Raw genomic sequence first — 24,756 nt, 5'->3', positions numbered from 1 at the left:
TGCCGAAACGGCGAGCCGGGTCAGGGCTCCATGGCGGGGCGGGCTCCGGGGCGTTCCATGTAGCCGCTGTCGGGCGGGGCGAAGCCGAACCGCTTGTAGAGCGAGTGTGCATCCCGCGTGTGCAGGGCCCAGCGGAAGATGTGCCCAGGGCCCTCGTCGACCATGAACCGGACCAGTTCGACGCCGAGGCCCTTGCCACGCACCGACGGGTGGATGTAGACGTCGGCCAGGTAGGCGAGTGAGACGCCGTCGGAGAGGGCCCGGGCGAAGCCCACCGTGGCGCCGGACGCCGTCTCGTAGGCAGCGACCACGCGCCATGCGCCGTCGATCTGCTTCTCCACGTCTTCCCGTTCGCGCCACCGTGCCCAGTACGCCTCGGTCGACAGGAACCGCCACACGGCATCCCGGTCGATCCGGCGAGGGTCGTCATCCAACTCGAAAGCACCGAACACGGAGATCACGGGACGACCCTGCCATCCGGTCCACCACCAGGCCATCCGATAACAGGTCGTGCACACGTCAGGCGCGAAGTGTGCCGAAGCGGTTACGGTGGTCGGCGATCGATTCGTGACCATCCCGGAGGTCGCTGTGCCGCAGCCCCTCTCGTTGCTGGACTTCCTACGCGGGTTGCAGACCGACGCGGACTTCCGTTCTGCGTTCACGGCCGACCCCGAGGCCACCATCGTCGAGCACGGACTGGACGGGCTCAGCCCCGACGACATCCACGACGCATTGGTGCTGGTGGAGGACAACGAGACCGCCGACTTCGACCACGACTACGCCGCTGCGACCGGTGCCGTCCATCCCGCGCCGCCGCCTGCCGAGGGCGAGGACGGGCCTGCAGCGCAGTACCTCAGCGAGTACCTCGCGAGCGTCTTCCCCGGAGCGGACGCCCCTGTCGCCGACGGATGGAGCACCGCGGACCCTGACCTCGACTTCGATCTCGGCCCGTTCGCGTCCGGCAACACGCCCGGTGCCACCCATGACGGCATCGGCTTCGGGGAAGGGGCGGACGGCCTCGCTGCGGATGTCGACCTCGACGCCGACCCGGGATCCGGTCCCGAGGTCGGAGACCAGTTCGCGGGCCAGTTCAGTGACGCGTTCGGCGGTGGCGCAGAGACCTTCGACGGTCCTGCCTTCGATGACGACGGACCTGACGACGTGACCGAACCGCATCACGCCGCGCCCGACGAACCCCACCATCCGATCGACTGAGCGCCGAGCCCGACTACCGCGCCGGGTCGTGCCCGCGTTTGGGCGTGACGCTGCTGATCCGGTCGGCCAGCTCGGCCGGCACCTGCCAGTCCCCGGGAGTTCCGGACGCGCACGCGTCGTGTGCCTCGGCGGCGGCGATCACTGCCGCGGCATGGCCGGCGTCGAGCCGCGAGAACCGGACGCGCGCCTTGCCTGGTCCGTCGACAGCGGCGACGCCGTCGTCGGGGCAGCCGCCGAGGCACTGCACCTTCCGGACCGTCACGGCCGCCCCGCCCGGCTGCTCGGCGATCGCGGCTGCCAGTTCGCGGCCGAACTCGCCCGAGCCGCGGGTGTCGTAGCGGGGGCACGTGCGGCAGATCAGCAGCGTCATCGCAGTCGACCGCGCCGCGTATGAACGGGGGAACTGACCTCGTTCGTCATGGCGCCATCTCTTTCCTGGTGGCGATGCGGGTGCACGGCCGGGTGTGCAACGTGCTGACTGGAGAACGGCTCGATCAACGGCGTCGACCCCCGGATCGACGGGGGTCGGCGAGCACTGACCGTGGCCCGTGGGGGTGGGCCACGGTCAGGCGTACCGCCGGGAGAGTCATCCGGCGGGTCTCCGAGGCACCGTCGTCAGACGGAGGCGGGTGCCACGTTGCGGTCGCTGCTGCCCGGGTTGGGCGGTGTCGGCGCGGGCTCGTCGGCCGCCTCCTTGTGGAAGCGCCCGTCCTTCATGATGTAGTCGAGCTTGTCTCGGTCCTGCAGCACCGTGATGTCGGCGAGCGGGTCGCCGTCCACGAGGAGCAGGTCGGCGAGGTAGCCGGGCTGCACCTTCCCGAGCTCGTCGGGGCGCAGCATGATCTCGCCGCCCCACGCGGTGGCGGCGATGATCGCCTCCATCGGCGTGAACCCGAGGAGCTCGACGAAATGCTCCAGGTCGCGGGCGTAGGTGCCGTGTGGGGTCCAGGCGAAGCCGTAGTCGCCGCCGGGCAGGACCCTCACGCCGCGCCGGTGCATCTCGCGCAGCCCCTGGATGGCGGTCTCCAGCTCCTTTTTGTAGCCGACGGCCTCCGCAGCCTCCTGCGGGAACCCGAACGACTCGGCCTCGTAGAGCGTGGCGACGAGCCAGTTGATGCCGGGCGCCACGAACACCCAGTCCTTGTTGGCCTCGAGCATGTCCATGCCCTCGGCGTCGGTGAAGCTGGCGTGGTAGATGATGTCGACCTTGTTCCGGACGCACATCTTCACGCTCTCGGCGCTCCGGGCGTGTGCGCAGACCCGCTTGCCACGGCGGTGCGCCTCCGCCACGGCAGCGGCCGTCTCCTCGTCGGAGAAGTAGGTGTCCTCGGCCCGCTGCGTGCCGGTGATCTCCTCGCCGGTCATCGACAGCTTGATCTGGTCGACGCCGATGTCGATCAGCTCACGCACGGCCTTGCGCATGCCCTCCGGACCGTCGGCGAACTTCGTGATCGACTTGATCAGCGCCCCGCCGGTGACCGCGATCTCCGGGCCGTTGGCCAGGTAACGCGGGCCGGGGATACGGCCGGCGTTGATGGCATCGCGGCAGACCACGTCGAGGCGTTCCTTCGCCGACGCGGCCCCGAGGCACATCGTGTAGCCGGAGTCGATGTAGGTCCTGGCCGACTCGATGCAGAACAGGAGGTGTTCCTCGACCGGCAGCGTGCCCAGGCCGTCGAGGTCGGCGCTGTTGTTCCAGCTGAAGTGGGTGTGGGCGTCACAGAGCCCGGACATCAGGGTGCGTCCACGGCCCTCGATCACCCGGGCGCCGTCGGCGGCCCCGGGGACGACGTCGCCGACGGCGGCGATGCGGTCGTTCACGACCAGCACGTCGCCGGGATAGGGATCGGCTCCGGTGGAGTCGAGGATGCTGACGCCGCGGAACAGGATCTTGCTCGTCGGGACGGGCACGGTGGGTCTCCTCGTCACTGAGGGCGGAACTACAGGAACTTGAGCAGGAGGTCGGTGGTGGCGCGGGCCGCCTCGAGCGCGGTCCAGTGCCCGACGCCCGGCAGGATCTCCACGGTCGCCGAGCCGTGCGCGGTGGCGAGCTCCTGGCTCGCCTCGGGCGGCCCGACCTTGTCGTCGGAACCGGTGACGAGCAGCAGGGGGAGCTTCGGGTCGATGGGGCCGGGGTCGGTGGCGGCGGCGAGCGCCTCGCAGTTGCGGGCGTAGCCCTCCGGGTCCTGGCGCATCACGAGCTCGCGCACGAACGCAGCCACCTCGGGCCGGTCGCGGCGGGTGGTCTCGGACAGGGCGTTCGCGACCACACCGGGCGCCACGGCTGCGGTGCCCTTCTCCCGCAGAACGGCGGCCCGGTCACGCTGGGCCTGCCGGCCGGCCTCGGCGGGCTCCCGCACGGCCCCGAGTAGCGCGAGCCCGGAGACGCGGTCGGGGTGGCGGGCGGCGAGCACGCGCACGACGAGGGTGCCCATGGAGTGACCGACCACCTTGGCGCTGTCGACGCCGAGCTCGGCGAGCACGGCGGCCAGGTCGTCGGCGTGGGACTCCACGCTGATGCCCTCGGCCACCGGCGAGCGGCCCGCTCCGGCGGAGTCGACCCGGATCACGCGGAAGCGGTCGACCAGTGCGTCGGCCTGGACCTGGTAGAAGTTCGAGGTGCCCCCGAGCCCGTGCACGAGCAGCACGGCAGGGCCGTCCCCCTCGACCTCGACAGCGAGTTCCTTACCGTTGACCTGCACAGTGGTCCTCTCTCAGCGGATGCGGTTGGACAGCGTGCCCAGGCCGGTGATCGTGATCTCGACGACGTCGCCGCTGGTGAGGAAGCGCGGCGGGTCGAAACCGAGGCCGACCCCGGCGGGCGTGCCCGTGGCGATGAGGTCTCCGGGCAGCAGCGTGGTGCCGGCCGAGATCGTGGCGATCAGCTCCGGCACATCGAAGATCAGGTCCTTGACCGGCGCGAACTGGCGACGCTCCCCGTTGACGGTGGTCTCCAGTTCGAGCGCGGTGACGTCGCCGATCTCGTCGGCGGTGACGGCGTAGGGCCCCATCGGGCAGTGGGTGTCGAACGACTTGCCGAGCAGCCACTGCTTGTGGTCGCGCTGCACGTCCCGCGCCGTGACGTCGTTGATGATCGTGTAGCCCCACACGTGGCTGTAGGCGTCCTCACGGGAGATCCCGCGGCCGCCCTTGCCGATGATGACGGTGAGCTCGCCCTCGTAGTCGAGTTCGGTGGTGGGGCCGGGGTCCACGAGAGCACCAGGACCGGTCACGGCCGTGGTGGCCTTCGTGAACATGATCGGCTTGTCCGGGATGGCCTCGGAGCGGCTCGGGGTGTCGTAGCCGCTGCGGCCGAACTCCGCGGCATGCTCGCTGTAGTTCTTGCCGACGCACCAGATGTTGCGCCGCGGTTCGGGGATCGGGGCCAGCAGCTGGACGGATGCCAGCGGCACCGAGGTCAGCTCGGCCGAGCGCTCGGTCAGGAGCGGGCCGAGCTCGTCCCACGCGCCGATCACGTCGAGGACGCCGGCTCCCGGCGGGAGCAACTCCTGGACGTCGTGGACCGCGTCCCCGTCGGCGCTGACCACGCCGACTCTCGGCGCGGCCCCGGCGGAGAAGGTCACCAGCTTCATTGCTCACACCAATCTCAACCAATTGAACCAATCGGAACCTGATCGACCGTACGGTGTCCCGGCTCTGCTGTCGATAGCGGGCAGGCGAACGATCGGCGACGGCAAATTGGTCACGATTGGTTCGGCGTGCGGTAGGGTACGGCTGTGCTGGCGGTCGAGAGGTCCCTGCGTGCGCTGCTGGAGCAGGGCACGCAGGACGGCACGCTCGGCCCCGGCTCGAAGCTCCCCACGGAGCGCGACCTCGTGGAGCGGTTGTCCGCGCCGCGCAGCGCGATCCGCCGCGCACTCGATGTCCTCGAGCGCGACGGAGTGGTGATCCGCCACGTCGGACGGGGCACGTTCCTCACCGAGGCCGCACTTCCGCCCGCCGACGGTGCACCGCCTGACACCAGCCCCGCCGAGATCATGCAGGTGCGGTTGCTGATCGAACCGCCGGTTGCGGAGCTCGCCGCCCGGGTGGCCACCCAGGCCGATCTCGACCGGATCGCCGAATGCCTCCACGGCGGTGAGGGCAGCGAGGGTTTCGAGGACTTCGAGGCCTGGGACGCCCGGCTCCACCGGGCCATCGCGCTCGCCGTGCACAACGGCCTGCTGATCAGCATGTTCGACGTGATGAACACCGCGCGCAGCCTGCCGGTGTGGGGCAGCCTCAAGCGGCGCACCTCCAGCCCAGAGCGGCGGCTGCGCTACCACGAGGAGCACGCCGCGATCGTCGAGGCGCTTCGCGACCGCGATCCCACCGGTGCCCGCGACTGCATGCGCCGGCACCTGCAGAACGTCTCCGACAATCTGCTGGGCCGCCACTAGTGTCGCGGAACGGGGTTCCTTGCCCGGATCCGGTGGCCCAGGCGCAGTGTCTCTGCGGGACACCCGCACCCGGGGTATCGCAAGGCGGAGGAGGGGCCGATACCGCTGTTGTATCGGCGCCGACGACAACGCCGCGAGGCGCCGCCTGGGCTGCGTTGTCGTCGGAGGCGGGTAAGACGACCTCGTTTCCTCGACACCAGCCCGAATCGCGTCCCTCGGGCGGGTGCGGGGTGCCGGAGCCGGGCGCGGCAACATACGGTGGGACGTATGGCGCAGCAGGCACAGATACGGTCCTCACCGGTCGACGAGCAGCTGTGCTTCGCCATCTACGCCGCGTCCCGGGCGATGACCGGCTACTACCGTCCCCTGCTGGACGCGATCGGGCTGACCTATCCCCAGTACCTGGTGATGCTCGTGCTCTGGGAGCGAGGGGACGCCACCGTCACCGGGATCGGGCAGGCCCTGCAGCTGGAGACGGGCACGCTCTCACCGCTGCTGCGCCGGCTGGAGACGCTCGGGCTCGTGCGCCGCGACCGCCAGGTCGACGACCAGCGTTCCGTTCTGGTGACATTGACGCCCGCGGGCCGTGCGTTGGAACGCGATGTCATCGGCACGCAGAAGCGCGTGGGGGAGGCCACCGGTCTCAGCCGCGCCGAGAGCGTCGAGCTCCGTGAAGCGCTGCACGGGCTCACCGGCCGCCTCCGCGCGGCCGCAGGCTGACCTCGGGCGTACGGAGACCACTGTGATGAGCACCTACCACTACGCCGCGCACCGGAAGACCTGCCCGCCGTCCGCAACCAGGGGGACGACATGACGGCGCGCACGCTCGACCGTCTCGCCGGCGAGCCCCTGTGGGCTCAGCTGCTGGCCGACCTGCGTCGCCGACTGGAGCGCGACGAGTTCGGCGTGGCCTTCCCCGGCGAGCTCGCTCTGGTGGCCGAGTACGGCGTCAGCCGCCACACCGTGCGCGAGGCGGTGCGGCGGCTGCGGGACGAGGGCCTGGTCATCGCCGGCCGCGGCCGCACTCCGCGCAGGGCCGAACCCGCGGAGATCGAGCAGCCACTCGGTGAGATCTTCAGCCTGTTCTCGGCGGTGGAGGCCACCGGTCAGGTGCAGCGCAGCGTCGTGCGCACCCTCGACGTCCGTGCCGACGGCGTGGTCGCGGCCCGGCTCGGGCTGGAGGAGTCGACGCCGCTGGTGCACCTCGAGCGGCTGCGCTTCGCCGATGCCGACCCTCTTGCGGTCGACCGTGTCTGGCTGCCCGAGCGGCTCGCTGCGCCACTGCTCGACGTCGACTTCAGCCGCACCGCGCTCTACACGGTGTACGCAGCCCGGTGCGGCGTGCGGGTGACGGGCGGGAGCGAGCGGGTGCGGGCCGTGGTGCCCAACGAGGCCGAGCGCGAGCTGCTCGGCATCGGCGCCGGCGTGGCGGCTTTCGCGATCGATCGGCTCGGCTGCGCGGGCGAGCTGCCCGTCGAGTGGCGGCAGACGCTCGTGCGTGCCGACCGGTTCAGCGTGACCGCGCGCTTCTCCGCGCGGGACGGCTACCGCATGGGTGGAGGGATCTGAGCCGGAGCGCTCCTAGCGCGGGCTCAGCTCGCGGCGACCGAGACGCCGGTGCCGCCCTGGGTGTCGGCGCCGTAGCGCTCAATCTCGGCGTCGATGTCCAGCGCGAGGGTCCGGATCGTCTCGTCGCCGGTGAGCAGGTGGGCCGGTACGAGCCAGCTGACCTCGAACTCGAGGCCGTCGGGGTCGTGGGCGTACAGGGCCTTGGTGGATCCGTGGTCGGAGGCTCCTACAAGTGAGCCGCGCTCAGTGAGCACGGCCGCGATGCGCTTGAGCTCGGTGAGCGTGTCGACTTCCCAGGCGAGGTGGTAGAGCCCCACCGTGCTGCGGCCGGCCTGTGACGCCCCGGCGGAACTCCCGATCACGAAGAGGCCGAGGTCGTGGTCGTTCGTCGAGCCCTCGGCCTGCAGGAAGCTCGCGCGTCCCGGCATGTTGTGAACGATCCGGAAACCGAGTGCGTCGGTATAGAAGGCCACGCTCCGGTCGAGGTTGCGGACGTAGAGCACGGCGTGGTTGAGACGTTGGACGGGCATCCGGTCCTCCGACGAGTCTGTGTCGAACACGACGGTACGTCAGAAAATGTGAGGGTTCAACTTCTAGGTACGCTGAGGCTGTGGATGGTGACGAGGAACGCTGGCTGACGCCCGATGAGCTGCAGACGTGGTTGTCCTACGTGGCCACGACCACACTTCTGGAAGCCGCGCTGGATCGGCAGCTGCAGCGTGAGGCGTCGATGTCGCACGCCTACTACCAGATCCTGGCCATGCTCTCGGACTCTCCGCGGCGGACGCTGCGGATGAGCGACCTCGCCGCCGTCACGCAGAGCTCGCAGAGCCGGCTCTCCCATGCCGTGGCCCGGCTCGAGGGCAACGGCTGGATCCGCCGGGTGCCCTGCCTCGACGATCGGCGCAGCACGCTCGCCCAGCTCACCGACGACGGCTTCGCGGCGTTGGCCGAGGCCGCACCGGGCCACGTCCGGACCGTGCGCGAGCTCATGTTCGACCGCCTGACGCCCGAGCAGGTGTCGCAGCTGCGGGAGATCTGCACCGTCGTGCTCGGCGGGCTCACGGTGGAGCACCGGGGTAAGGCTCTGCTGGAGAGCATCATCGAGCGCTCGGGCGAGGCCGCGAGGAAGGCCGAGCAGCCCTGTCCCGACTCGCGTAGTTCGTAGCCGCTGATCCCGTCCGTCCGACCATGGGTGATCATGTGCCCCTCGGTCGGAAGGGGGCGGTATGTGGGGCACACGCTGCGGCTTGGCGCTGGTGTTGGTGGCGGGAATGGCGCTCGCCGGTTGCTCGACCACCGTTGCGGGCGTCGCTGCTCCCGCCCGGGCGAGCGGCTCGTCGTCCGCCGCTCCGGCCTCGGCGCCGTCGGGCAAGCCGTTCAAGGACGCGCAGGGCCGCTTCACGCTCAACCCGCCTGCCAAGTGGGTGATCGACGACAGCGGGGAGCAGGGGACGGCGGCGCTGTTCCTGGAACCCCGGTCAGCGGCCACTGAGGCACGGGGGTTCAGTGCCAACATCAACGTGCTCGTCGTCCCTTCACCGGTGGACCTGTCCACCGCCGTCACCGGCGCCCGGCAGGAGCTGACGAGCCTCGACGGCTACGCCTCCACCACCGACGAGTCGCTCGTGCTGCGCGACGGCACGCCTGCGCATCTGCTCGGCGGGACGTTCGTCGATCCCGGGTCGGGGCTCGAACTGCGCAACGAGCAGCTGTTCGCCGTGCACGACGGCTCCGCGATCGTGGCGACGGGCACGTCGCTGGCGGACGACTGGGAGACCTATGAACCCGTGCTCGACACCGCACTCCGGAGCCTGACGGTCGACGCATGAGCCAGTGTCGCCCCGCGCCTGGCAGAGTTGCCGCCATGGGAACACTGGTGCTGCTGCGACACGGCCAGAGCGTCTGGAACGCCGAGAACCTGTTCACCGGGTGGGTGGACGTGCCGCTGTCCGAGACGGGAGAGCAGGAGGCCCGCCGCGGCGGTGAGCTGCTGCGCGAGGCGGATCTGCTGCCCGACGTCGTCCACACCTCCGTGCTCCGCCGGGCGATCTCCACGGCGAACCTCGCCCTCGACGCGTGCGACCGCCACTGGATCCCCGTTCGCCGTGACTGGCGACTCAACGAGCGGCACTACGGCGCGCTGCAAGGCAAGAACAAGAAGCAGACGCTGGACGAGTTCGGCGAGGAGCAGTTCATGGAGTGGCGGCGCTCGTACGACGTCCCGCCGCCCCCCATCGAGCTCGGCTCCGAGTTCAGCCAGGACGGCGACCCCCGCTACCACGACATCGAGGTTCCGCGAACGGAGTGCCTCGCCGACGTGGTCGAGCGCTTCCTGCCGTACTGGGAGTCGGCGGTCGTGCCCGACCTGCGGGCCGGCAAGGTCGTTCTGCTCGCCGCGCACGGCAACTCGCTGCGCGCTCTGGTCAAGCACCTTGACGGGATCTCCGACAGCGACATCGTGGGGCTGAACATCCCCACGGGCATCCCGCTGCGCTACGAGCTCGACGACGACCTTCGGCCCACGGAGCCCGGCGGCACGTACCTGGATCCCGAGGCCGCCCTCACGGCCGCCGCGGCGGTGGCGGCACAGGGTCGCTGAGGTCTGTCCCTTCGCAGCCGTCCTGTGCTGATTCCTGGCCGGGTGAACGTGCTGTGAACTGCGGTCGAAATCTGGCGTTCTGCGACGTCATCAGGATCACGACCTGCACATGAACTGGCCCTTACCGTTGCCGTGCTGCCTACGATGCGGTCTGTGAACCCGCTGGTGTGCGTGGCGATCGCCGTCGGCGCGCTCGTGCTCGGCCTCGTAGTCGGGGCCTGGCTGGCTCGTCGTCGGGCCGTCGCCACCCCGGTCGGCGTTGCACCCTCCCCCGGCCCGCCCATGGCGGACCTCCTCCAACGGGTGTTCCGCTCGGCCGACGAGGGCCTGGTGGTGCTCAACCGTGGCGGTGAGGTGGTGCTGCACAACGCACGCGCCGTAGAACTCGGGGTCGTCCGTCTCGGTCGTCCCGACTCCCGTGCCGCCGCCGTCTGCCAGCAGGTGCTGGAGTCCGGGGCGTCGATCGCCGTGGACCTGTCGCCGCTCGACCACCGCGGACGCCAGCCCGCCGCGGTGCTGGCTCACGTCCGCCCCCTCGGCGACGGCTTCACCATGGTGGAGGCGGGTGACACGTCCGACGCCGTGCGGCTGGAGGCCACCCGGCGCGACTTCGTGGCCAACGTGAGCCACGAGCTCAAGACGCCCGTGGGCGCGGTCGGGCTGCTGGCCGAGGCCGTGCTCGACGCGGCCGACGACCCGGTCGAGGTGCGCCGCTTCGGCACCAAGATCCTCAACGAAGCCACGCGGCTGGGCAACCTCGTCACGGAGCTGATCGCGCTCTCCCGGCTCACCGGGGCCGAGCGACTGCCCGAGATGGGGGTCGTCGACGTCGACGAAGTGGTGCGCGAGGCGCTCGCCCGCTCGCGGCTCTCCGCCGAGTCCGCGCATATCGAGATCATCGTGGACAGCCCGACCGGCCTGGAGGTCGAGGGCGACCTGACGTTGCTGGTCACGGCCCTGTCCAACCTCGTCGAGAACGCGATCGCGTACTCGCCGCCCGAGGCGTCGGTGTCGGTCTCCCGGCGCCGCGCGGGTGAATGGGTGGAGATCGCCGTCACTGATCGCGGCATCGGCATCGCCCCCGAGCACCAGAAGCGGGTCTTCGAGCGGTTCTTCCGCGTCGACCCGGCGCGGTCGCGCGCCACCGGGGGCACCGGGCTCGGTCTCGCGATCGTCAAACACGTCCTCGCCAACCACGGCGGCGAAGTCCGGCTCTGGAGCAGTCCGGGCACTGGATCGACATTCACCATGCGGCTGCCGGCCCACGCGGAGCCTGACGACGAGTCCGGCGCGGACAGCGCCGGCAGCGCCCCGGCCGACCTCGTCCGGCGGCCAGAACTACCCGATCGAGTCGGGTGAGCTGGGAGGAACCCATGACCAGAGTGCTCATCGTGGAGGACGAGGAGTCCTTCGCGGACCCCCTCGCCTTCCTGCTCCGCAAGGAGGGTTTCACCACCGCCGTGGCAGCCACGGGGCAGGACGCGCTCGAGGAGTTCGACCGCAACGGCGCCGACATCGTGCTGCTCGACCTCATGCTCCCCGGCATGAGCGGCACCGATGTCTGCAAGGCGCTGCGCTCCCGCTCCACCGTGCCGGTGATCATGGTGACGGCCCGCGACAGCGAGATCGACAAGGTCGTCGGCCTCGAACTCGGCGCCGACGACTACGTCACCAAGCCCTACTCGGCCCGCGAGCTCATTGCGCGCGTCCGCGCCGTCCTGCGCCGCGGCGGCGACGGCGTCACCGAGACCGACGGACTGCCCGGCGTGCTGGAGGCAGGCCCGGTACGGATGGACGTCGAGCGGCACGTCGTGTCGGTCAACGGCGACGACGTGGCGTTGCCGCTCAAGGAGTTCGATCTGCTCGAGTACCTGCTGCGCAACGTGGGCCGGGTGCTCACCCGCGGCCAGCTGATCGACCGGGTCTGGGGAGCCGACTACGTCGGCGACACCAAGACCCTCGACGTCCACGTCAAGCGGCTGCGGTCGAAGGTCGAGGCCGACCCCTCCGCTCCCAAGCACCTGGTCACCGTGCGGGGGCTGGGCTACAAGTTCGAGAGCTGAAGGCTCGAACGATCACCCCCGGGGCCTCGTGCGAGGCTCCAGGGGCGTCGTAAGGGCCCGATCAGTCGGTTTCGGCCAGACGTGGGACCACCACGAGACGATGTAGTGCCTGCGCGGCTCGCAGAGAGCGCTCTGCGTCGTACAGGTGTTGGCGAATGTCGCTACCGGCCGTGCTGTCTTCGTCGTACTGGACGATCTGCAGATTCATGCTCAGCTCGTCGAGTTCGTCGAAGCTCACTGCGATGTCCGCCAGCGCTTTGGCCACGTTGGCGCTGAACTCTGTGCGTGCGTGCTCGACGCGCTCCTCGCGATCCGTGAGCTGGTCGGCGAGGCCCGTGGTGGGCTGACCGATGCTTTCAAGATTCGTCATGTTGCGATCTCCTCCACCTCGGAGACTTGATCATCGCGGATCAGGCACTCTCGCCGAGAAGCGGGACAGCTGCCCGTTCGAGAGCTGACCCCCGATCCACCGGCGGGCGTCACGACGACCCTGCCGGTGGCCTCAGGCCGTGCGGCCCCGGAAGCCCAGCTGCCCCCGTGCGAGGGCAGGCGCATCCCGGTGTTCCCGGGCGAGGAGGCCGTCGCTGTAGTCGGCGGTGCGGGTCTCGGCCAGGAACGGCAGGCATACCAGGGAGAGCACGGCGATCCCGATGATGTACCAGGAGATCCCGGTCGTGGAGTGGGTGCCGGCGAGTATGTCGGTGGCCACCAGGGGGCTGATGCCGCCGCCGACGATCCCGGCCACGCCGTAGACGAACGAGGCGCCCGTGTAGCGGTAGCGCACGCGGAACAGTTCGGGGCACCACGCGCCGAGCGGCCCGTAGATCAGGCCGAAGCAGAGCAGCCCGACGACCATGGCCACCCCGATCAGCAACGGCCGGTGGGTCTGCATCAGCCAGAAGAGCGGGAAGGCCCACACCGCCGACAGCACGGCCGCCGCGATGCACACCGGGCGCCTGCCGACCCGGTCGGAGAGCGCCGCGAATCCGAGCGTCGATGCGGCCATCACCGGTGCCGCCACGATCTCCTCGATCAGCATCGTGGTCTTGTCGATGTGCAGAGTTCCTGTGGCGTACGACAGGCAGAACGTCGTGATGACGTAGAACAGCATGATCGCCAGCACGAACCCCAGCGTGGCCAGCACGAGCACTCCCGGCTGGCGCCGCCACACCTCGACGAATGGCACGCGAACCCGCTGGCCTGCGTCCAGCGCCGCGCGGAAAACCGGCGTCTCGGCAATTCGTATCCGGATGTAGTAACCGATGACGAGAAGCACGGCCGAGGCCCAGAACGGAATGCGCCAGCCCCACGAGACGAACGCCGCCGGACTCATGACCGAGCCCATCACCAGGTACAACACGTTCCCGAGCACGAGCCCGATCGCCGGGCCGATCTGCGGAAAGGCGGAGTACAGGCCTCGGCTGCGCGACGGGGCGTACTCGGTGGCCAGAAGCACGGCGCCACCCCATTCGCCGCCCAGTCCGATGCCTTGCAGGAAACGCAGAACCGCCAGCAGGACCGGTGCCGCCACGCCGATCGAGGCATAGGAGGGCACGCAGCCGATCAGCACCGTCGAGAGCCCCATCAGCAGCAACGAGACGATCAGCATCCGCTTGCGACCCAGCCGGTCACCGAAATGGCCGAAGACCACCGCGCCGAGCGGGCGGGCGATGAAACCCACCGCGAACGTGGCCAGCGCGGCCAGCGTGCCGGCCGTCGCGGAGAACGACGGGAAGAAGAGCTTGCCGAACACCAGCGCGGCCGCGGTTCCGTAGATGTAGAAGTCGTAGAACTCGATCGCCGTGCCGATACAGCTGGCGACCGCGATCCGGCCGCGCGAGGGCGCCCCGGTGGCGACCGCGGTCATGCCGGCCGGGGAGCGTGGAGCGGCCCGTGGCCCCGGTTCTCGAGTTGCTCTCCCGGGTCATTGCTCATTGCTGTGTCCTGTTCCTCCCGGAATCGGCGCAGCGCGGAAAACACACCGAACTCCGTGCTTTCTCGCGATACGCCCAGATATCCGAGAATCTCGGATGCGTTCCCTGTCGTAGGCCGGGATCAAGTATCGGCCGACCTTCGGCCGGGCCGCAGTGGCTGTATCCAAGCTCACTCAGGCGCCGGTTCGCATTCGATCCCGCGCCGCGGCATGGTCCGACCGACACATCGGGGTGCAGTTCCGATTTTCCGGGTTCGGTGCCCGGCTACTTGCGTCGCACCGTGAACGATTCGCTCACCGTGTGCTCGGCGAGGTCGAGCCGCCATTCGTAGCGGCCGGGTGGCAACGGCATCGGCGGAATGGAGATCGCCAGCACGGCGTCCAGCATGCTGCCCGCGGCGACCCCCGGTGGCCTGCCTGCCTCGATCTCGCCGGCATGGCCGATCGCGAGCTGATTGCCGTCCATTCCCGGAAGGGTGACCTGGTGGCCGTCGGGATCGAGCAACTTCAGTTCGAGGCGCAGCCTCTGGTTCGCGCGGTCCCAGGGAATTTTGATCAACAGCGCCACTGCCTGTGGAGCGGTCGGTGAACTGGTGACCGACCAGCCCGCGCCGAGCATGTGCAGCTTCCCGGAATGGTCCGCTACCGCGGCGTCGCAGAGGATCAGCTTGATGTCGAGCGGTGATGCCATCAGTTGGCGCGCCCGATGGCGGCCAGGTTCGTTCCGGCGGGCAAGCCACCGAACGGCAGCTCCAGGTGCACGTTCTCGGAGTAGGCGGGGGCCATGGCCGCGCTCGGGCTCGTCGATGCCGTGTACTCGGCCCGGCTTCGGATGAGCCGTGCGAGGTCTCCCCCTGCCTGCGCCGCCGCCGTCATGTCGTGGTCGTCCATCTCGGGCCCCTCAGCCATGACCACCATCCTGTCCCCACGAACCGGCGATGTCAGCACCCGGCGCGCGCAGCGATCAACGCGCGGGTCGACCGAAACCCGACGTCAGACGCACAACCGGGCGTTCGGGCGGTCCGGGAGAAGGTGGCAGTACGTGATGGGCCGTCGCTCATTGTTACGGGATCGGTCACGGGCACGTCACGGGCGCGCAGTAACCTGATCACGTGCGCCTTGGTGTGCTCGACGTCGGTTCCAACACCGTCCACCTCCTCGTGGTGGACGCTCACCGTGGCGGGCACCCGACGCCGATGATGTCCGACAAGGTCGAGCTACGGCTCGCCGAGCACCTCGATCCGTCGGGGGCGTTGACCTTGGCCGGTGCGCAGGCGCTCGTCCGGGCCGTGCAGCGAGCACGTGCCACGGCGGCGGAGGCGGGGTGCGCCGACCTGCTCGCGTTCGCCACCTCCGCGCTGCGCGACGCCACGAACTCCGTGGCGGTGCTGGCCGAGGTGCGCGAGCGCACAGGGGTGGCGCTGGAGATCCTCCCGGGCCCCGACGAGGCCCGCTACACCTTCCTCGCGGTCCGGCGCTGGTACGGCTGGTCGGCCGGGCGGCTGCTCGTGCTCGACATCGGAGGCGGCTCACTGGAGCTCGCAGCCGGACTCGACGAGCTGCCCGCTGTCGCCGAGTCGCTGCCGCTGGGCGCCGGGCGGCTCACCCGCGAGTGGTTCCGCAGCGACCCACCGCCGCGCACCGAGATCGACCGGCTGCGCGAGCACCTCGACCATCAGCTCGCGCCCGTGGTCCGCAGCCTGCGAGTCGCCGGCGCCCCCGACCTCGCGGTCGGCACGTCCAAGACGTTCCGTTCGCTGGCCCGGCTCACGGGCGCTGCTCCCGCGGGGGCAGGCCCGCGGGCGCGCCGGGTGCTCACCCACGTAGGGCTGCGCCAGCTGTCCGCGTTCATCACGCGAATGTCCTCCGGCGACCTCTCCGAGCTCGACGGCGTGAGCCCCAGCCGGGCCCACCAACTCGTCGCGGGCGCGCTGGTCGCGGAGGCCACGATGCGGGCTCTGGAGGTGGTCCAGCTCGAGCTCTGCCCCTGGGCATTACGCGAAGGGGTGATCCTCAGAAGGCTGGACACGCTCGATGGAATGGCCCAAACAGACCGCTCGGCGCAGGACGCCCTGAGTGGACTTGGATGCTTGACCTCGTACGAGGCACGGTGTACGGGATGAGTTCCGATACCGACCACCCGCGTCAGCGCACTGTCGCCGAGCTGCTTGCAGCGCACGGCGATTCCGGTGCGACCGGCCGTCGCCGTCGCCGGCGGGCTGCCGACGACGTGCCGGGTGAGGACGACGCGCCGCCGCCCGGCCATGTGACCGGGACGTTCGGGCCGCAGTGGCAACCCACGGCGGAGCCCGACCGGTCCATGCTGCGCGAGCGCGTGCCGCCGGCCCAGTCGCAGCCGCTCCGGCAGCCGGAGCGGGAGCCACAGCCGTGGGAGTCGGATCAGGAGCCGCGTGAGCGGCGGGCGCGCGAGGCGCCGCCGTGGGAGTCGAGCTCACGCGACGCACCCTCCTGGGAGCCGCAGCCGCGGGAGCCGTTGCCGCGCGAGTCCTGGGAGTCCCGCACCCGGGACGCTCAGTCCCCGAAGCCGCAGCCGCGCGAACCGCAGCAGCCGCGGATGCGGGAGGCACCGCCTTGGGAGTCGATCAAGCGCGACACGCCGCCGCGGGAGGCTCGGCCGCGGGAGCCGCAGCCCTGGGAGGCACAGTCTCCGGGGCCGCAGGCACGCGTGCGCGAACCGCAGCAGCGCGATCCGCTCGGCATCGACCCGCTGCCCCCGCGCGAACCCCGTCAGCCGGAAGCCGCTCCGCGGCAGCCCGGGTCGCGGGATCCGCTGGCGCGCGAGTTCCCCCCACGCGAGCCGCAGCGCGACAGCCGTCCGCGCGAGGGCGTGACATGGGAGCCCCGGCAGCGTGATCCGCTGCCGCCGCCCCGCGTCGACCGTGACTCCGAGGTCCGCCCGGCCCCGCCGGTCGTCCGCGATCGGCCTGCGCCGGTGGTGCGCGAACGTCCCACCGAGCTGATCGCACCGGTCCGGGATGCGCGCTCCGGTGCGCTGGACGCCCCGGCACCCGGCCGCGGCGCGCCGCCTCGTCCTGGTGCTCGGCCGGAGTTCGGCGCCGACGGCGACTCCGGGCCGGCCACCGAGATCGGGATCGCCCCCGCTGGTGCGGAGGCGTGGCACCACGATCGCACGCTCGAGCGGCGCGGGGCCCCCGCCGACGACGGCGGCCCGCCCACCGAGGCAGCCGCGCCCCTGGACTTCGACCACCCGGCAGGCCTCGGTCGCACCGATCGCGAGGACTTCGACGGCGACGCCGACTACCACGGCGAGCCGGAGGACGACCTCGACCACGACGACCAGGACGGCGAGCCGGACGATGCCGGCGAGCGGGCCGGGCGGCGGCAGCGCCTGCCCAACCTGGCCGACTCCGCGGGTCAGGTCTGGGCCGCCGTGGTTGCGCAGTGGATCGTCGGCGCGATCGGTGGCGCGGCCCTCTGGGTGGGCTTCCGCTTCCTGTGGCGCGGCCTCCCGGTGGTGGCGCTCGCGGCGGCGGTGCTGGTCACCGCCGGTCTGGTCGTGATCGTGCGGGCCCTTCTGCGCAACAACGACATGCGCACCACCCTGTTCGCAGTTCTGGTGGGCCTGCTCCTCACCGTCTCGCCGGCGCTCCTCGTACTCCTCGGGAGATGACGACGGTGCGGTCCGAGGTCCGGCCTGCTGCGCCCGTTGCCCTCTCCAGCGCCTCTGTCTATCCCGAGCGGGCGGCGGCGGCGTTCGAGTTGGCCGCGGAACTCGGATACGACGGCGTCGAGCTGATGGTCTGGACCGACCCGGTGAGCCAGGACGTCGCCGCGATCGACCGGCTCGCCGAGCGCCACGGTGTGCCGGTGCTGGCCGTGCACTCGCCCTGCCTGGCCATCTCACAGCGCGTGTGGCACTCCGACCCGATCGTCCGCATCCGTCGGTCCGTGTCGGCCGCGGCCACCCTCGGGGCGCGCACGGTGGTCGTCCACCCGCCGTTCCGCTGGCAGCGCAAGTACGTGGCTCAGTTCGCCGACGAGGTGGCACGCGCCGGGGAGCATGTCGGCGTCGCACTCGCGGTGGAGAACATGTACCCGGTCATGCGTTCCACCGTGCGCACGGTGCCCTACAGCCCGGGCTACGACCCCACCGACGTCGGGTACGCGCACTACACGCTCGATCTGTCGCACACCGCGGCCGCGGGCTCCGACGCGCTCGCCATGCTGGAGCGAATGGGCAGCGCGCTCACCCACGTCCACCTGGCCGACGGCAGCGGGAGCGCCCGCGACGAGCACCTTGTGCCGGGACGTGGCACCCAGCCCTGCGCCGAGGTCTGCGAGCGGCTCACCGCGAGCGGGTTCGGCGGGGTGGTCGTCGTCGAGGTGAGTACGAGGCGTTGCCGCACGCGCCAGGACCGCACGGAGCTGCTGGCCGAGTCGTTGCTGTTCGCGCGGCTGCATCTGCAGCCGACGGCCGACGCCACGCGGGCGAAGAAGGCCGCGCACACCGGCTGGTAGACAACGTCACATCGCAACCGCTGGGGTCTGGTGCCCTCGCGGTGATAGTTCTGGTAAGTGCATCTTCGCGATCGACATCCTGCCCGCGGTGGCGGTGCGCGGTGACGGCCGGCGCCGATGTCCGCTCGGCGGCCAAGCCGTTCAGTGAGGCCACGGCCCTCGAGCCCCTCGGCGACGGGCGGTACAAGGCGGACCTCGGACGGGACTGGTCCTTCGGTCCCAAGGCGCACGGTGGCTTTCTGCTCGCGCTGCTCGCGAAGGCCGGGTTGGCCCGGCTCGACGCGGAGACGCCGGGAGCGGCCCCCGACCCACTGTCGGTGTCGGCGGACTTCCTGCGCGCTCCGGATCTCAGCCCCGTGGAGCTGGGCACCGAGGTGCTCAAGGTGGGCCGCACGGCCTCGGTGGTGGCGGTCCGGATGATCCAGGACGGCAGGACGATGCTGGCGGCCACGCTGACCGCAGGCCGGCTTCCCGACGACGAACCGCGCTGGGCTGACCTGCCCGACCTGCCCGCCGAACCGCCTGCTGACGCCACCGACCCGAGCGCCGGGCGCGCGTCGAGCTCCCTCCACCATGCGTGCGATCTGCGGCTCGACACCCCCACGCTCGCGTACCTCCGCGGGGAGCGGGGCCGGCCGGTGCTCCGCGGCTGGGCCCGTCCACACGGGGAGCCGACGGACGTCCTCTTCGCTCTCCTGGCCGGCGACATCCTGCCGCCGTCGGTGTTCAACCTGGGCGAGGCGGGCTGGGCGCCCACGGTGCAGCTCACGGCCCTCGTGCGGGCCCGTCCCGCCCCGGGGTGGCTGCGCATGGAGGGGCGGTCGAGCGCCCTTCTCGGCCCCTGGTTCGACGAGGACGTCACCGTGATCGACTCGGCGGGCAGGCTCGTCTGTCAGGCGAGGCAACTGGCTCTCGCTCCGCTCGCGCGCTGACCGGGAGCGGCCGACGAGGGCGTCCGCGCGGCGCGGGCTACCGTCACGTGCATGACACGGATCGCGGTGCTCGGAGCGGGGAAGATCGGAGAAGCGCTGCTGGCAGGCCTGCTCGCCGCCGGCCACGGCGCCGACCAACTCGTGTTCACCGAGCGACACCCGGAGCGGGCCGAAGAGCTGACCGCGCGTCTCGGGGTGGCTGCGGCCGACGTGGCCGCCGCCGCTGAGATCGCCGACATCATCGTCGTGGCCGTCAAGCCTCAGGACATTGCGCCCGTCCTCGCCGAGCTGAGGCCTGCTCTGCGACCCGGCACGCTGGTGGTCTCGCTGTGCGCGGGGCTGCCGACGGCGCTCTTCGAGGGCGCGCTGCCGGCAGGCACGCCTGTCGTCCGGGTCATGCCGAACACGCCGATGCTGGTGGGCGAGGCGATGAGCGCCATCTCCCCGGGCAGCCACGCGGCCGACCACCACCTCGCCACGGTGGAGAAGCTGCTCACGTCCGTTGGCCGGGTCGTTCGCGTGCCGGAGTCGCAGCAGGATGCCGTCACGGCGCTGTCCGGCTCCGGGCCGGCGTACTTCTTCTTCCTCGTCGAGGCGATGATCGACGCCGGGATCCTGCTCGGATTGCCCAGGGCGGTGGCGGCCGACCTGATCATCCAGTCGGCGTTCGGGGCAGCCCGCATGCTGCGCGAGTCCGACGACCACCCGGTGATCCTCCGCGAGGCCGTCACCTCTCCGGCAGGCACGACGATCGCGGCCATCCGGGAGCTCGAGCGGCACGGGGTGCGGGCGGCGCTCATCGCAGCGATCGAGGCGGCGCGCGACAGGTCGGTCGAGCTGGGCAGGGCGGCGGAGCAAGGCTGATCATCCCTCCGAGGGGGGTGCGGCCGGGCGGTGCTGACCCTTCGGACGGGCACTAGGCCCGAACGGCCTAGTGAGGTCACCCTGACGCGGGGCTGAATTCCGCCCCGGAGTGCCCTGGGGGTGTCGAAGCCGTCACAAGGGCACCGCTAAGCTCACGGGGAACATCTGGAGCCGTACCCGGCCGCAGCCGGGGACGTCCGGTGCGACCACGAAAGCGGTGATCGGATGCCGTCCGAGCCCCCTGAGATCCACCTCGCGCAGGTGCAATTCCTGACGGTGGCCGAGGTCGCGGCGATGATGCGGGTCTCGAAGATGACGGTGTACCGCCTGGTGCACGGTGGGGACCTGCCTGCCGCACGTGTCGGCCGTTCGTTCCGGGTGCCCAAGCGCGCGGTCGAGGAGTACCTCCGCACCGCGTACTTCGACGCGGGTTGAGGACGCAGTAGAGCTGACGTACGGCTGGCGGGCGCAAAGCGGTGTCAACTGCCCGGTAGAGTGGGCGCCCGGTCATCGCCCGGCCAGACGCGCGCCCGTCGCGCGGTAGCCGTCCGGGCACACCGCACACATCAGTGGCCCTCCTCGGGCCGCGCCACGACCAGGAAGGGTCGCCACGCATGGGTTCAGTCATCAAGAAGCGCCGCAAGCGGATGTCGAAGAAGAAGCACCGCAAGCTTCTGCGCAAGACCCGCGTGCAGCGTCGCAAGCTCGGCAAGTGATCGCAGCGGCCGGCGCCCGTGTCGCCGGCCGCGCCGCGGTTCACCCGCTGGTGGTGCGATTGTCGCCCGCATCGGTGTGCCCGCTCACCTCGTGCCCTTTGGAGCCCCCGGGGGTCTAGCATCGGTCACTCGATGCATCCGATCGCAAGCCTGGGGTAGAGCCGATGACGCCATCCGTCGTGCTCGTCACCGGGGTCAGCCGTTTCCTGGGTGGTCACCTTGCCGCCCGCCTCGCGGCCAACCCCGCTATCGAGCGGGTTCTTGCCGTCGATACCGTGCCGCCCCCGCGAGATCTACTGCGTCGGATGGGGCGTGCCGAGTTCGTTCGCGCCGACATCCGTAACCCGCTGATCTCGAAGGTCATCTCCCAAGCCTCTGTCGACACCGTCGTCCACGCATCGCTCTCGGCCAACCCCGGCTCGTCCGGTGGCCGCACGACGATGAAGGAGATGAACGTCATCGGCACGATGCAGCTTCTCGCTGCGTGCCAGAAGGCGCCCACGGTGCAGCGGATGGTGCTCAAGTCCACCACCGCTGTGTACGGCTCCAGTCCGCGCGACCCCGCGATCTTCGACGAGTCGATGACGCCGAAGGACCTCCCGTCCGGCGGCTACGCGAAGGACGCCGCGGAGATCGAGGGCTACCTGCGTGGGTTCGCGCGTCGCCGTCCTGACGTGTCGGTCACGGTCCTGCGGTTCACCAACTTCATCGGGCCCCGCATCGACACCGTGTTCACCCGCTACTTCTCGCTGCCCGCCGTCCCCACCGTTCTCGGTTACGACGCGCGGGTGCAGCTGCTCCACGAAGAGGACGCTCTCGCCGTGCTCGAACGAGCGGCCAGCGAGGACATCCCCGGCGTCTTCAACGTGGCCGCCGACGGCGTGCTGCTGTTGTCGCAGGCCATCCGCAGGGCCGGCCGCATACCCGTCCCCGTCCCGAGCCCCGCGGTCGGGCCCGTCAGCCGCGTCTTTCGCAGCGCGCGGCTGGTCGACTTCTCACCGGAGCAGATGCGGCTGCTGAACTTCGGCCGCGTGGTCGACAACAGCAGGCTCAAGCACCAGTTCGGATTCAGCCCGCGCTGGACCACTGGCCAGGCCTTCGACGACTACGTGCGTGGTCGCGCGCTGCGCCCCGTGCTGGGTCCGAAGCAGGTCGAGTCGCTCGAGCGACGGGTACTCGCCGCTGCGAGGACTCTGCGATGACTGCGATGACTGCAATGACTGCGATGACGGGCACAGCGCTTGCGCGTAGCGCCGGTCGAGCGTGGGAGCTTGCGAGCGAATCAGTGTCACAGCGCTTGCGCGTAGCGCCGATCGAGCGTGGCGGGGGAGTGCGATGAGGGAGCGTGCGAGCGAATCAGTGTCACAGCGCTTGCGCGTAGCGCCGATCGAGCGTGGCGGGGGAGTGCGATGAGGGAGCGTGCGAGCGAATCAGTGTCACAGCGCTTGCGCGTAGCGCCGATCGAGCGTGGCGGGGGAGTGCGATGAGGGAGCGTGCGAGCGAATCAGTGTCACAGCGCTTGCGCGTAGCGCCGATCGAGCGTGGCGGGGGAGTGCGATGAGGGAGCGTGCGAGCGAATCAGTGTCACAGCGCTTGCGCGTAGCGCCGATCGAGCGTGGCGGGGGAGTGCGATGAGGGAGCGTGCGAGCGAATCAGTGTCACAGCGCTTGCGCGTAGCGCCGATCGAGCGTGGCGGGGGAGTGCGATGAGGGAGCGTGCGAGCGAATCAGTGTCACAGCGCCTGCGCGCAGCGCCGACCGAGCGCAGCGAGGGAGTGCGATGAGCGAGGACATAGCGATGACACAGCGGCGCAGGTCCGTCCGGCGTGAGGGGTTTCCGCCGCCGGGTACTCGCGCCAAGGCATCAGCAGGGGAGGGAGCCGTGTCCGAGGCCCGCATCATCCCGCTGCATGCCACCGACGACGAGGTGCTTCCGCGGTGGCGCCCCGGCGAGTCGAGCGGTCGTTCCGCCGCCGCCGCTGCGGATGACGACGCGGATCTCGGTCTGCCGCGCGAGCCGGACGCCGAGCCCGAACCGGCAGCCTGGGAGGAGGCGCTCGGCGAGACGCTCGCGTTCCTCCGGCGCCGGCTCTCCGGTGACTACGCCGTCGACGACTTCGGCTTCGACGCCGACCTCACCGACAACCTGCTGCTCCCCGCCTTGCGGCCGCTTTACCAGAAGTGGTTCCGCGTGGAGACGATCGGCATGCGGAACGTGCCGGACATCGGTGGTGCGCTGGTGGTGGCCAACCACTCGGGCACGCTGCCGCTGGATGCGCTGATGACGGCTGTGGCCTTGCACGACGACCACCCGGCCCGCCGCCACCTGCGGATGCTCGGCGCGGATCTGATGTTCCGGCTTCCCGTGGCCGGATCGCTCGCCCGCAAGCAGGGCAGCACCCTGGCGTGCTCGCCGGACGCGGAGCGGCTGATGTCCTCGGGCGAGCTCGTCGGCGTGTGGCCGGAGGGCTTCAAGGGCATCGGCAAGCCGTTCCGGGACAGGTACAAGCTGCAGCGGTTCGGCCGCGGCGGCTTTGTGTCGGCCGCGCTCCGCACCGGTGTGCCGATCGTGCCGTGCTCGATCGTCGGCGCCGAGGAGATCTACCCCAAGATCGGCGACCTGAAGCCGCTTGCCCGGCTTTTCGGAGCTCCGTACTTCCCGGTGACGCCACTCTTCCCGCTGCTCGGCCCGCTCGGCCTGATCCCGCTCCCGTCGAAGTGGTACATCGAGTTCGGCGAGCCGATCCCGACCGACACGATCGATCCCGCGGATGCCGACGATCCGATGACGGTGTTCAACCTGACCGACCAGGTGCGTGAGACGATCCAGCACACCCTCTACCGGCTCCTGAGTCAGCGCCGCAACGCCTTCCTCGGCTAGCGCTTGCGGGCCGCGAGACCCGCCGCCACGGCCCCGGCGATGGCACCGACACCGATCACCGACGGCACACCGATGCGCGCTGCCTTGCGGCCCGTACGGAAGTCGCGGATCTGCCAGCCACGTTCCTTCGCGACGTCCCGCAGCTCCGAGTCGGGGTTGACGGCGACGGCCGTGCCGACGGCCGAGAGCATCGGCACGTCGTTGACCGAGTCGGAGTAGGCCGTGCAGCGGCGCAGGTCGAGACCTTCCGTGACGGCGAGCGCGCGCACCGCGTGCGCCTTCGCCGGGCCGTGCAGGATCTCGCCGACGAGACGCCCGGTGTAGATCCCGTCGACGCTCTCGGCCACCGTGCCGAGAGCGCCGGTGAGCCCGAGCCGTCGCGCGATGATCAACGCGAGCTCGACGGGTGTGGCCGTGACGAGCCAGACCCGCTGCCCGGCGTCGAGGTGCATCTGAGCCAGCGCCCGCGTGCCGGCCCAGATCCGGTCGGCCATCAGTTCGTCGTAGATCTCCTCGCCCAGCTCGGTGATCTCCGAGACCCCACGCCCGGCGACGAACGACAACGCGGTGTCGCGGCCGGTGGTGGTGGAGTACGCCGTCTCGCGGCCGCCCACCCGGAACTTGAGCTGCTGCCACGCGAAACCGGCGAGGTCGGCGGTGGTGAAGAACTTCCGTGCGGCGAGCCCGCGCGCGAAGTGGAAGATCGATGCGCCGACCATCATCGTGTTGTCGACGTCGAAGAACGCGGCGGCGGTGAGGTCCGTGAGCGGAACGTCGGGCGGGCCGGTATCGCCTGCCGCAACAGCGGCCGCAGCCGCGGCCTCGCCTGCGCGCACCGCGGGATCGGACGAGTGGGCGGCCTCGAGCACTCCGGGCGTCTCCGCGGCACCAGCCAGCTCACCGGAACCGATGGGTGAGAGGGGCTCGTCGGGTTCGTCTTCTGCAACCACGTGCGAGGCCTCCGGGTGCGGTTCGGGTCCCTCCCCAGCCTACTGGGCGGGTCCGGTCGGACAGTGCGTATCGGGCGGCGGGACCGACGACGAGACCGCCGCAGAGGGTCTCTCCGCGGCGGTCTCGTGGGT

Annotated in this window: 29 protein-coding genes; 18 read left to right on the top strand and 11 right to left on the bottom strand. The window is 70.7% G+C overall.

The genetic code is table 11. From position 1 onward, the window contains the following. Window positions 1–20: 20 nt before the first annotated feature. Complete coding sequence (locus ACQPZQ_RS41985; protein ID WP_433299643.1) at window positions 21–458, bottom strand: GNAT family N-acetyltransferase; 438 nt, start codon at window positions 456–458, stop codon at window positions 21–23. 109 nt (window positions 459–567) lie between these two features. Here ACQPZQ_RS41985 and ACQPZQ_RS41980 point away from each other — a divergent pair, with 109 nt between their 5' ends. Continuing rightward, window positions 568–1,215, top strand: coding sequence for an IniB N-terminal domain-containing protein (locus ACQPZQ_RS41980; protein ID WP_433290039.1), 648 nt, complete (start codon window positions 568–570; stop codon window positions 1,213–1,215). Between the two features lie 13 nt (window positions 1,216–1,228). On the opposite strand, the gene ACQPZQ_RS41975 is transcribed toward ACQPZQ_RS41980, so the two are convergent. From ACQPZQ_RS41975 to ACQPZQ_RS41960, 4 genes are all read right to left on the bottom strand, one after another. Then, complete coding sequence (locus tag ACQPZQ_RS41975) at window positions 1,229–1,585, bottom strand: DUF1636 family protein (protein WP_433290038.1); 357 nt, start codon at window positions 1,583–1,585, stop codon at window positions 1,229–1,231. Window positions 1,586–1,830: 245 nt separating this feature from the next. Continuing rightward, the gene (locus ACQPZQ_RS41970; RefSeq protein WP_433290037.1) at window positions 1,831–3,126 is read right to left on the bottom strand and encodes an amidohydrolase family protein; all 1,296 of its coding nucleotides are present in this window, start codon (window positions 3,124–3,126) and stop codon (window positions 1,831–1,833) included. Window positions 3,127–3,155: 29 nt separating this feature from the next. Next, a complete protein-coding gene (locus tag ACQPZQ_RS41965) occupies window positions 3,156–3,917 on the bottom strand; it encodes an alpha/beta fold hydrolase (RefSeq protein ID WP_433290036.1) in 762 nt (253 codons plus the stop codon). A gap of 12 nt (window positions 3,918–3,929) precedes the next feature. Continuing rightward, window positions 3,930–4,808, bottom strand: coding sequence for a fumarylacetoacetate hydrolase family protein (locus ACQPZQ_RS41960; RefSeq protein WP_433290035.1), 879 nt, complete (start codon window positions 4,806–4,808; stop codon window positions 3,930–3,932). Window positions 4,809–4,952: 144 nt separating this feature from the next. Here ACQPZQ_RS41960 and ACQPZQ_RS41955 point away from each other — a divergent pair, with 144 nt between their 5' ends. From ACQPZQ_RS41955 to ACQPZQ_RS41945, 3 genes are all read left to right on the top strand, one after another. Continuing rightward, a complete protein-coding gene (locus ACQPZQ_RS41955) occupies window positions 4,953–5,615 on the top strand; it encodes a FadR/GntR family transcriptional regulator (RefSeq protein WP_433290034.1) in 663 nt (220 codons plus the stop codon). Between the two features lie 267 nt (window positions 5,616–5,882). After that, a complete protein-coding gene (locus ACQPZQ_RS41950; protein WP_433290033.1) occupies window positions 5,883–6,335 on the top strand; it encodes a MarR family winged helix-turn-helix transcriptional regulator in 453 nt (150 codons plus the stop codon). Window positions 6,336–6,425: 90 nt separating this feature from the next. Beyond that, the gene (locus tag ACQPZQ_RS41945; RefSeq protein WP_433290032.1) at window positions 6,426–7,184 is read left to right on the top strand and encodes a GntR family transcriptional regulator; all 759 of its coding nucleotides are present in this window, start codon (window positions 6,426–6,428) and stop codon (window positions 7,182–7,184) included. A 23-nt stretch (window positions 7,185–7,207) separates the two neighbouring features. Here the strand turns inward: ACQPZQ_RS41945 and ACQPZQ_RS41940 are convergent, their stop codons facing one another. Continuing rightward, window positions 7,208–7,714: a VOC family protein gene (locus ACQPZQ_RS41940; RefSeq protein WP_433290031.1), complete on the bottom strand. Its 507-nt coding sequence runs from the start codon at window positions 7,712–7,714 to the stop codon at window positions 7,208–7,210. An 80-nt stretch (window positions 7,715–7,794) separates the two neighbouring features. On the opposite strand from ACQPZQ_RS41940, the gene ACQPZQ_RS41935 reads away from it, so the two are divergent. The 5 genes from ACQPZQ_RS41935 to ACQPZQ_RS41915 all read left to right on the top strand — a co-directional run bounded on the left by ACQPZQ_RS41935 (window position 7,795) and on the right by ACQPZQ_RS41915 (window position 11,849). Continuing rightward, on the top strand, window positions 7,795–8,352 hold the full coding sequence (locus tag ACQPZQ_RS41935) for a MarR family winged helix-turn-helix transcriptional regulator (protein WP_433290030.1): 558 nt from the start codon (window positions 7,795–7,797) through the stop codon (window positions 8,350–8,352). Between the two features lie 61 nt (window positions 8,353–8,413). Next, a complete protein-coding gene (locus tag ACQPZQ_RS41930; protein WP_433290029.1) occupies window positions 8,414–9,016 on the top strand; it encodes an LpqN/LpqT family lipoprotein in 603 nt (200 codons plus the stop codon). A gap of 35 nt (window positions 9,017–9,051) precedes the next feature. Then, window positions 9,052–9,786: a phosphoglyceromutase gene (locus ACQPZQ_RS41925; protein WP_433290028.1), complete on the top strand. Its 735-nt coding sequence runs from the start codon at window positions 9,052–9,054 to the stop codon at window positions 9,784–9,786. A 153-nt stretch (window positions 9,787–9,939) separates the two neighbouring features. Then, a complete protein-coding gene (locus tag ACQPZQ_RS41920; protein WP_433290027.1) occupies window positions 9,940–11,145 on the top strand; it encodes an ATP-binding protein in 1,206 nt (401 codons plus the stop codon). Window positions 11,146–11,159: 14 nt separating this feature from the next. After that, window positions 11,160–11,849: a response regulator transcription factor gene (locus ACQPZQ_RS41915; protein ID WP_241040262.1), complete on the top strand. Its 690-nt coding sequence runs from the start codon at window positions 11,160–11,162 to the stop codon at window positions 11,847–11,849. Window positions 11,850–11,910: 61 nt separating this feature from the next. Here ACQPZQ_RS41915 and ACQPZQ_RS41910 read toward each other — a convergent pair whose 3' ends face one another. The 4 genes from ACQPZQ_RS41910 to ACQPZQ_RS41895 all read right to left on the bottom strand — a co-directional run bounded on the left by ACQPZQ_RS41910 (window position 11,911) and on the right by ACQPZQ_RS41895 (window position 14,691). Continuing rightward, window positions 11,911–12,219 carry a hypothetical protein gene (locus ACQPZQ_RS41910; protein WP_433290026.1) on the bottom strand — a complete coding sequence of 103 codons (309 nt, stop codon included), beginning with the start codon at window positions 12,217–12,219 and terminating at the stop codon, window positions 11,911–11,913. Window positions 12,220–12,351: 132 nt separating this feature from the next. Then, a complete protein-coding gene (locus ACQPZQ_RS41905; RefSeq protein ID WP_433290025.1) occupies window positions 12,352–13,716 on the bottom strand; it encodes an MFS transporter in 1,365 nt (454 codons plus the stop codon). Between the two features lie 331 nt (window positions 13,717–14,047). Then, window positions 14,048–14,473, bottom strand: a complete 426-nt coding sequence (locus tag ACQPZQ_RS41900) for a DUF6941 family protein (protein ID WP_433290024.1) — start codon at window positions 14,471–14,473, stop codon at window positions 14,048–14,050. After that, entirely contained in the window at window positions 14,473–14,691 is a 219-nt protein-coding gene (locus ACQPZQ_RS41895) for a hypothetical protein (RefSeq protein WP_433290023.1), read from the bottom strand. The genes ACQPZQ_RS41900 and ACQPZQ_RS41895 overlap by 1 nt, the downstream gene beginning before the upstream one ends. A gap of 203 nt (window positions 14,692–14,894) precedes the next feature. On the opposite strand from ACQPZQ_RS41895, the gene ACQPZQ_RS41890 reads away from it, so the two are divergent. The 9 genes from ACQPZQ_RS41890 (at window position 14,895) to ACQPZQ_RS41850 (ending at window position 23,674) form a co-directional block, all read left to right on the top strand. Further along, window positions 14,895–15,905, top strand: coding sequence for a hypothetical protein (locus tag ACQPZQ_RS41890; protein ID WP_433290022.1), 1,011 nt, complete (start codon window positions 14,895–14,897; stop codon window positions 15,903–15,905). After that, window positions 15,902–17,434, top strand: a complete 1,533-nt coding sequence (locus tag ACQPZQ_RS41885) for a hypothetical protein (protein WP_433290021.1) — start codon at window positions 15,902–15,904, stop codon at window positions 17,432–17,434. Before ACQPZQ_RS41890 ends, ACQPZQ_RS41885 begins: the two co-directional genes overlap by 4 nt. Further along, on the top strand, window positions 17,431–18,282 hold the full coding sequence (locus tag ACQPZQ_RS41880) for a sugar phosphate isomerase/epimerase family protein (protein ID WP_433290020.1): 852 nt from the start codon (window positions 17,431–17,433) through the stop codon (window positions 18,280–18,282). The genes ACQPZQ_RS41885 and ACQPZQ_RS41880 overlap by 4 nt, the downstream gene beginning before the upstream one ends. Window positions 18,283–18,383: 101 nt before the next feature. Continuing rightward, the gene (locus ACQPZQ_RS41875) at window positions 18,384–19,214 is read left to right on the top strand and encodes a thioesterase family protein (RefSeq protein ID WP_433290019.1); all 831 of its coding nucleotides are present in this window, start codon (window positions 18,384–18,386) and stop codon (window positions 19,212–19,214) included. 51 nt (window positions 19,215–19,265) lie between these two features. Next, on the top strand, window positions 19,266–20,078 hold the full coding sequence (gene proC / locus ACQPZQ_RS41870; protein WP_433290018.1) for a pyrroline-5-carboxylate reductase: 813 nt from the start codon (window positions 19,266–19,268) through the stop codon (window positions 20,076–20,078). A gap of 225 nt (window positions 20,079–20,303) precedes the next feature. Continuing rightward, window positions 20,304–20,513, top strand: coding sequence for a helix-turn-helix domain-containing protein (locus ACQPZQ_RS41865; protein WP_169399268.1), 210 nt, complete (start codon window positions 20,304–20,306; stop codon window positions 20,511–20,513). A 179-nt stretch (window positions 20,514–20,692) separates the two neighbouring features. Further along, a complete protein-coding gene (locus tag ACQPZQ_RS41860; RefSeq protein ID WP_010241351.1) occupies window positions 20,693–20,794 on the top strand; it encodes a 30S ribosomal protein bS22 in 102 nt (33 codons plus the stop codon). 164 nt (window positions 20,795–20,958) lie between these two features. Further along, window positions 20,959–21,996: an NAD-dependent epimerase/dehydratase family protein gene (locus ACQPZQ_RS41855; protein ID WP_433290017.1), complete on the top strand. Its 1,038-nt coding sequence runs from the start codon at window positions 20,959–20,961 to the stop codon at window positions 21,994–21,996. 679 nt (window positions 21,997–22,675) lie between these two features. Then, window positions 22,676–23,674, top strand: a complete 999-nt coding sequence (locus tag ACQPZQ_RS41850) for a lysophospholipid acyltransferase family protein (protein ID WP_433290016.1) — start codon at window positions 22,676–22,678, stop codon at window positions 23,672–23,674. Here the strand turns inward: ACQPZQ_RS41850 and ACQPZQ_RS41845 are convergent. Then, window positions 23,671–24,543 (bottom strand): HAD family hydrolase, encoded by an 873-nt coding sequence (locus ACQPZQ_RS41845; protein ID WP_433299641.1) that lies wholly within the window; start codon window positions 24,541–24,543, stop codon window positions 23,671–23,673. The two genes, ACQPZQ_RS41850 and ACQPZQ_RS41845, sit on opposite strands and share 4 nt — an antisense overlap. Window positions 24,544–24,756 lie beyond the last annotated feature (213 nt).

It is taken from the genome of Pseudonocardia sp. CA-142604 (assembly GCF_050948475.1).
GTDB classification, from domain to species: Bacteria; Actinomycetota; Actinomycetes; order Mycobacteriales; family Pseudonocardiaceae; genus Pseudonocardia; species Pseudonocardia alaniniphila.
Note: the sequence above shows the minus strand (reverse complement) of the source record. Positions and strands in the feature narration are given on the sequence as shown.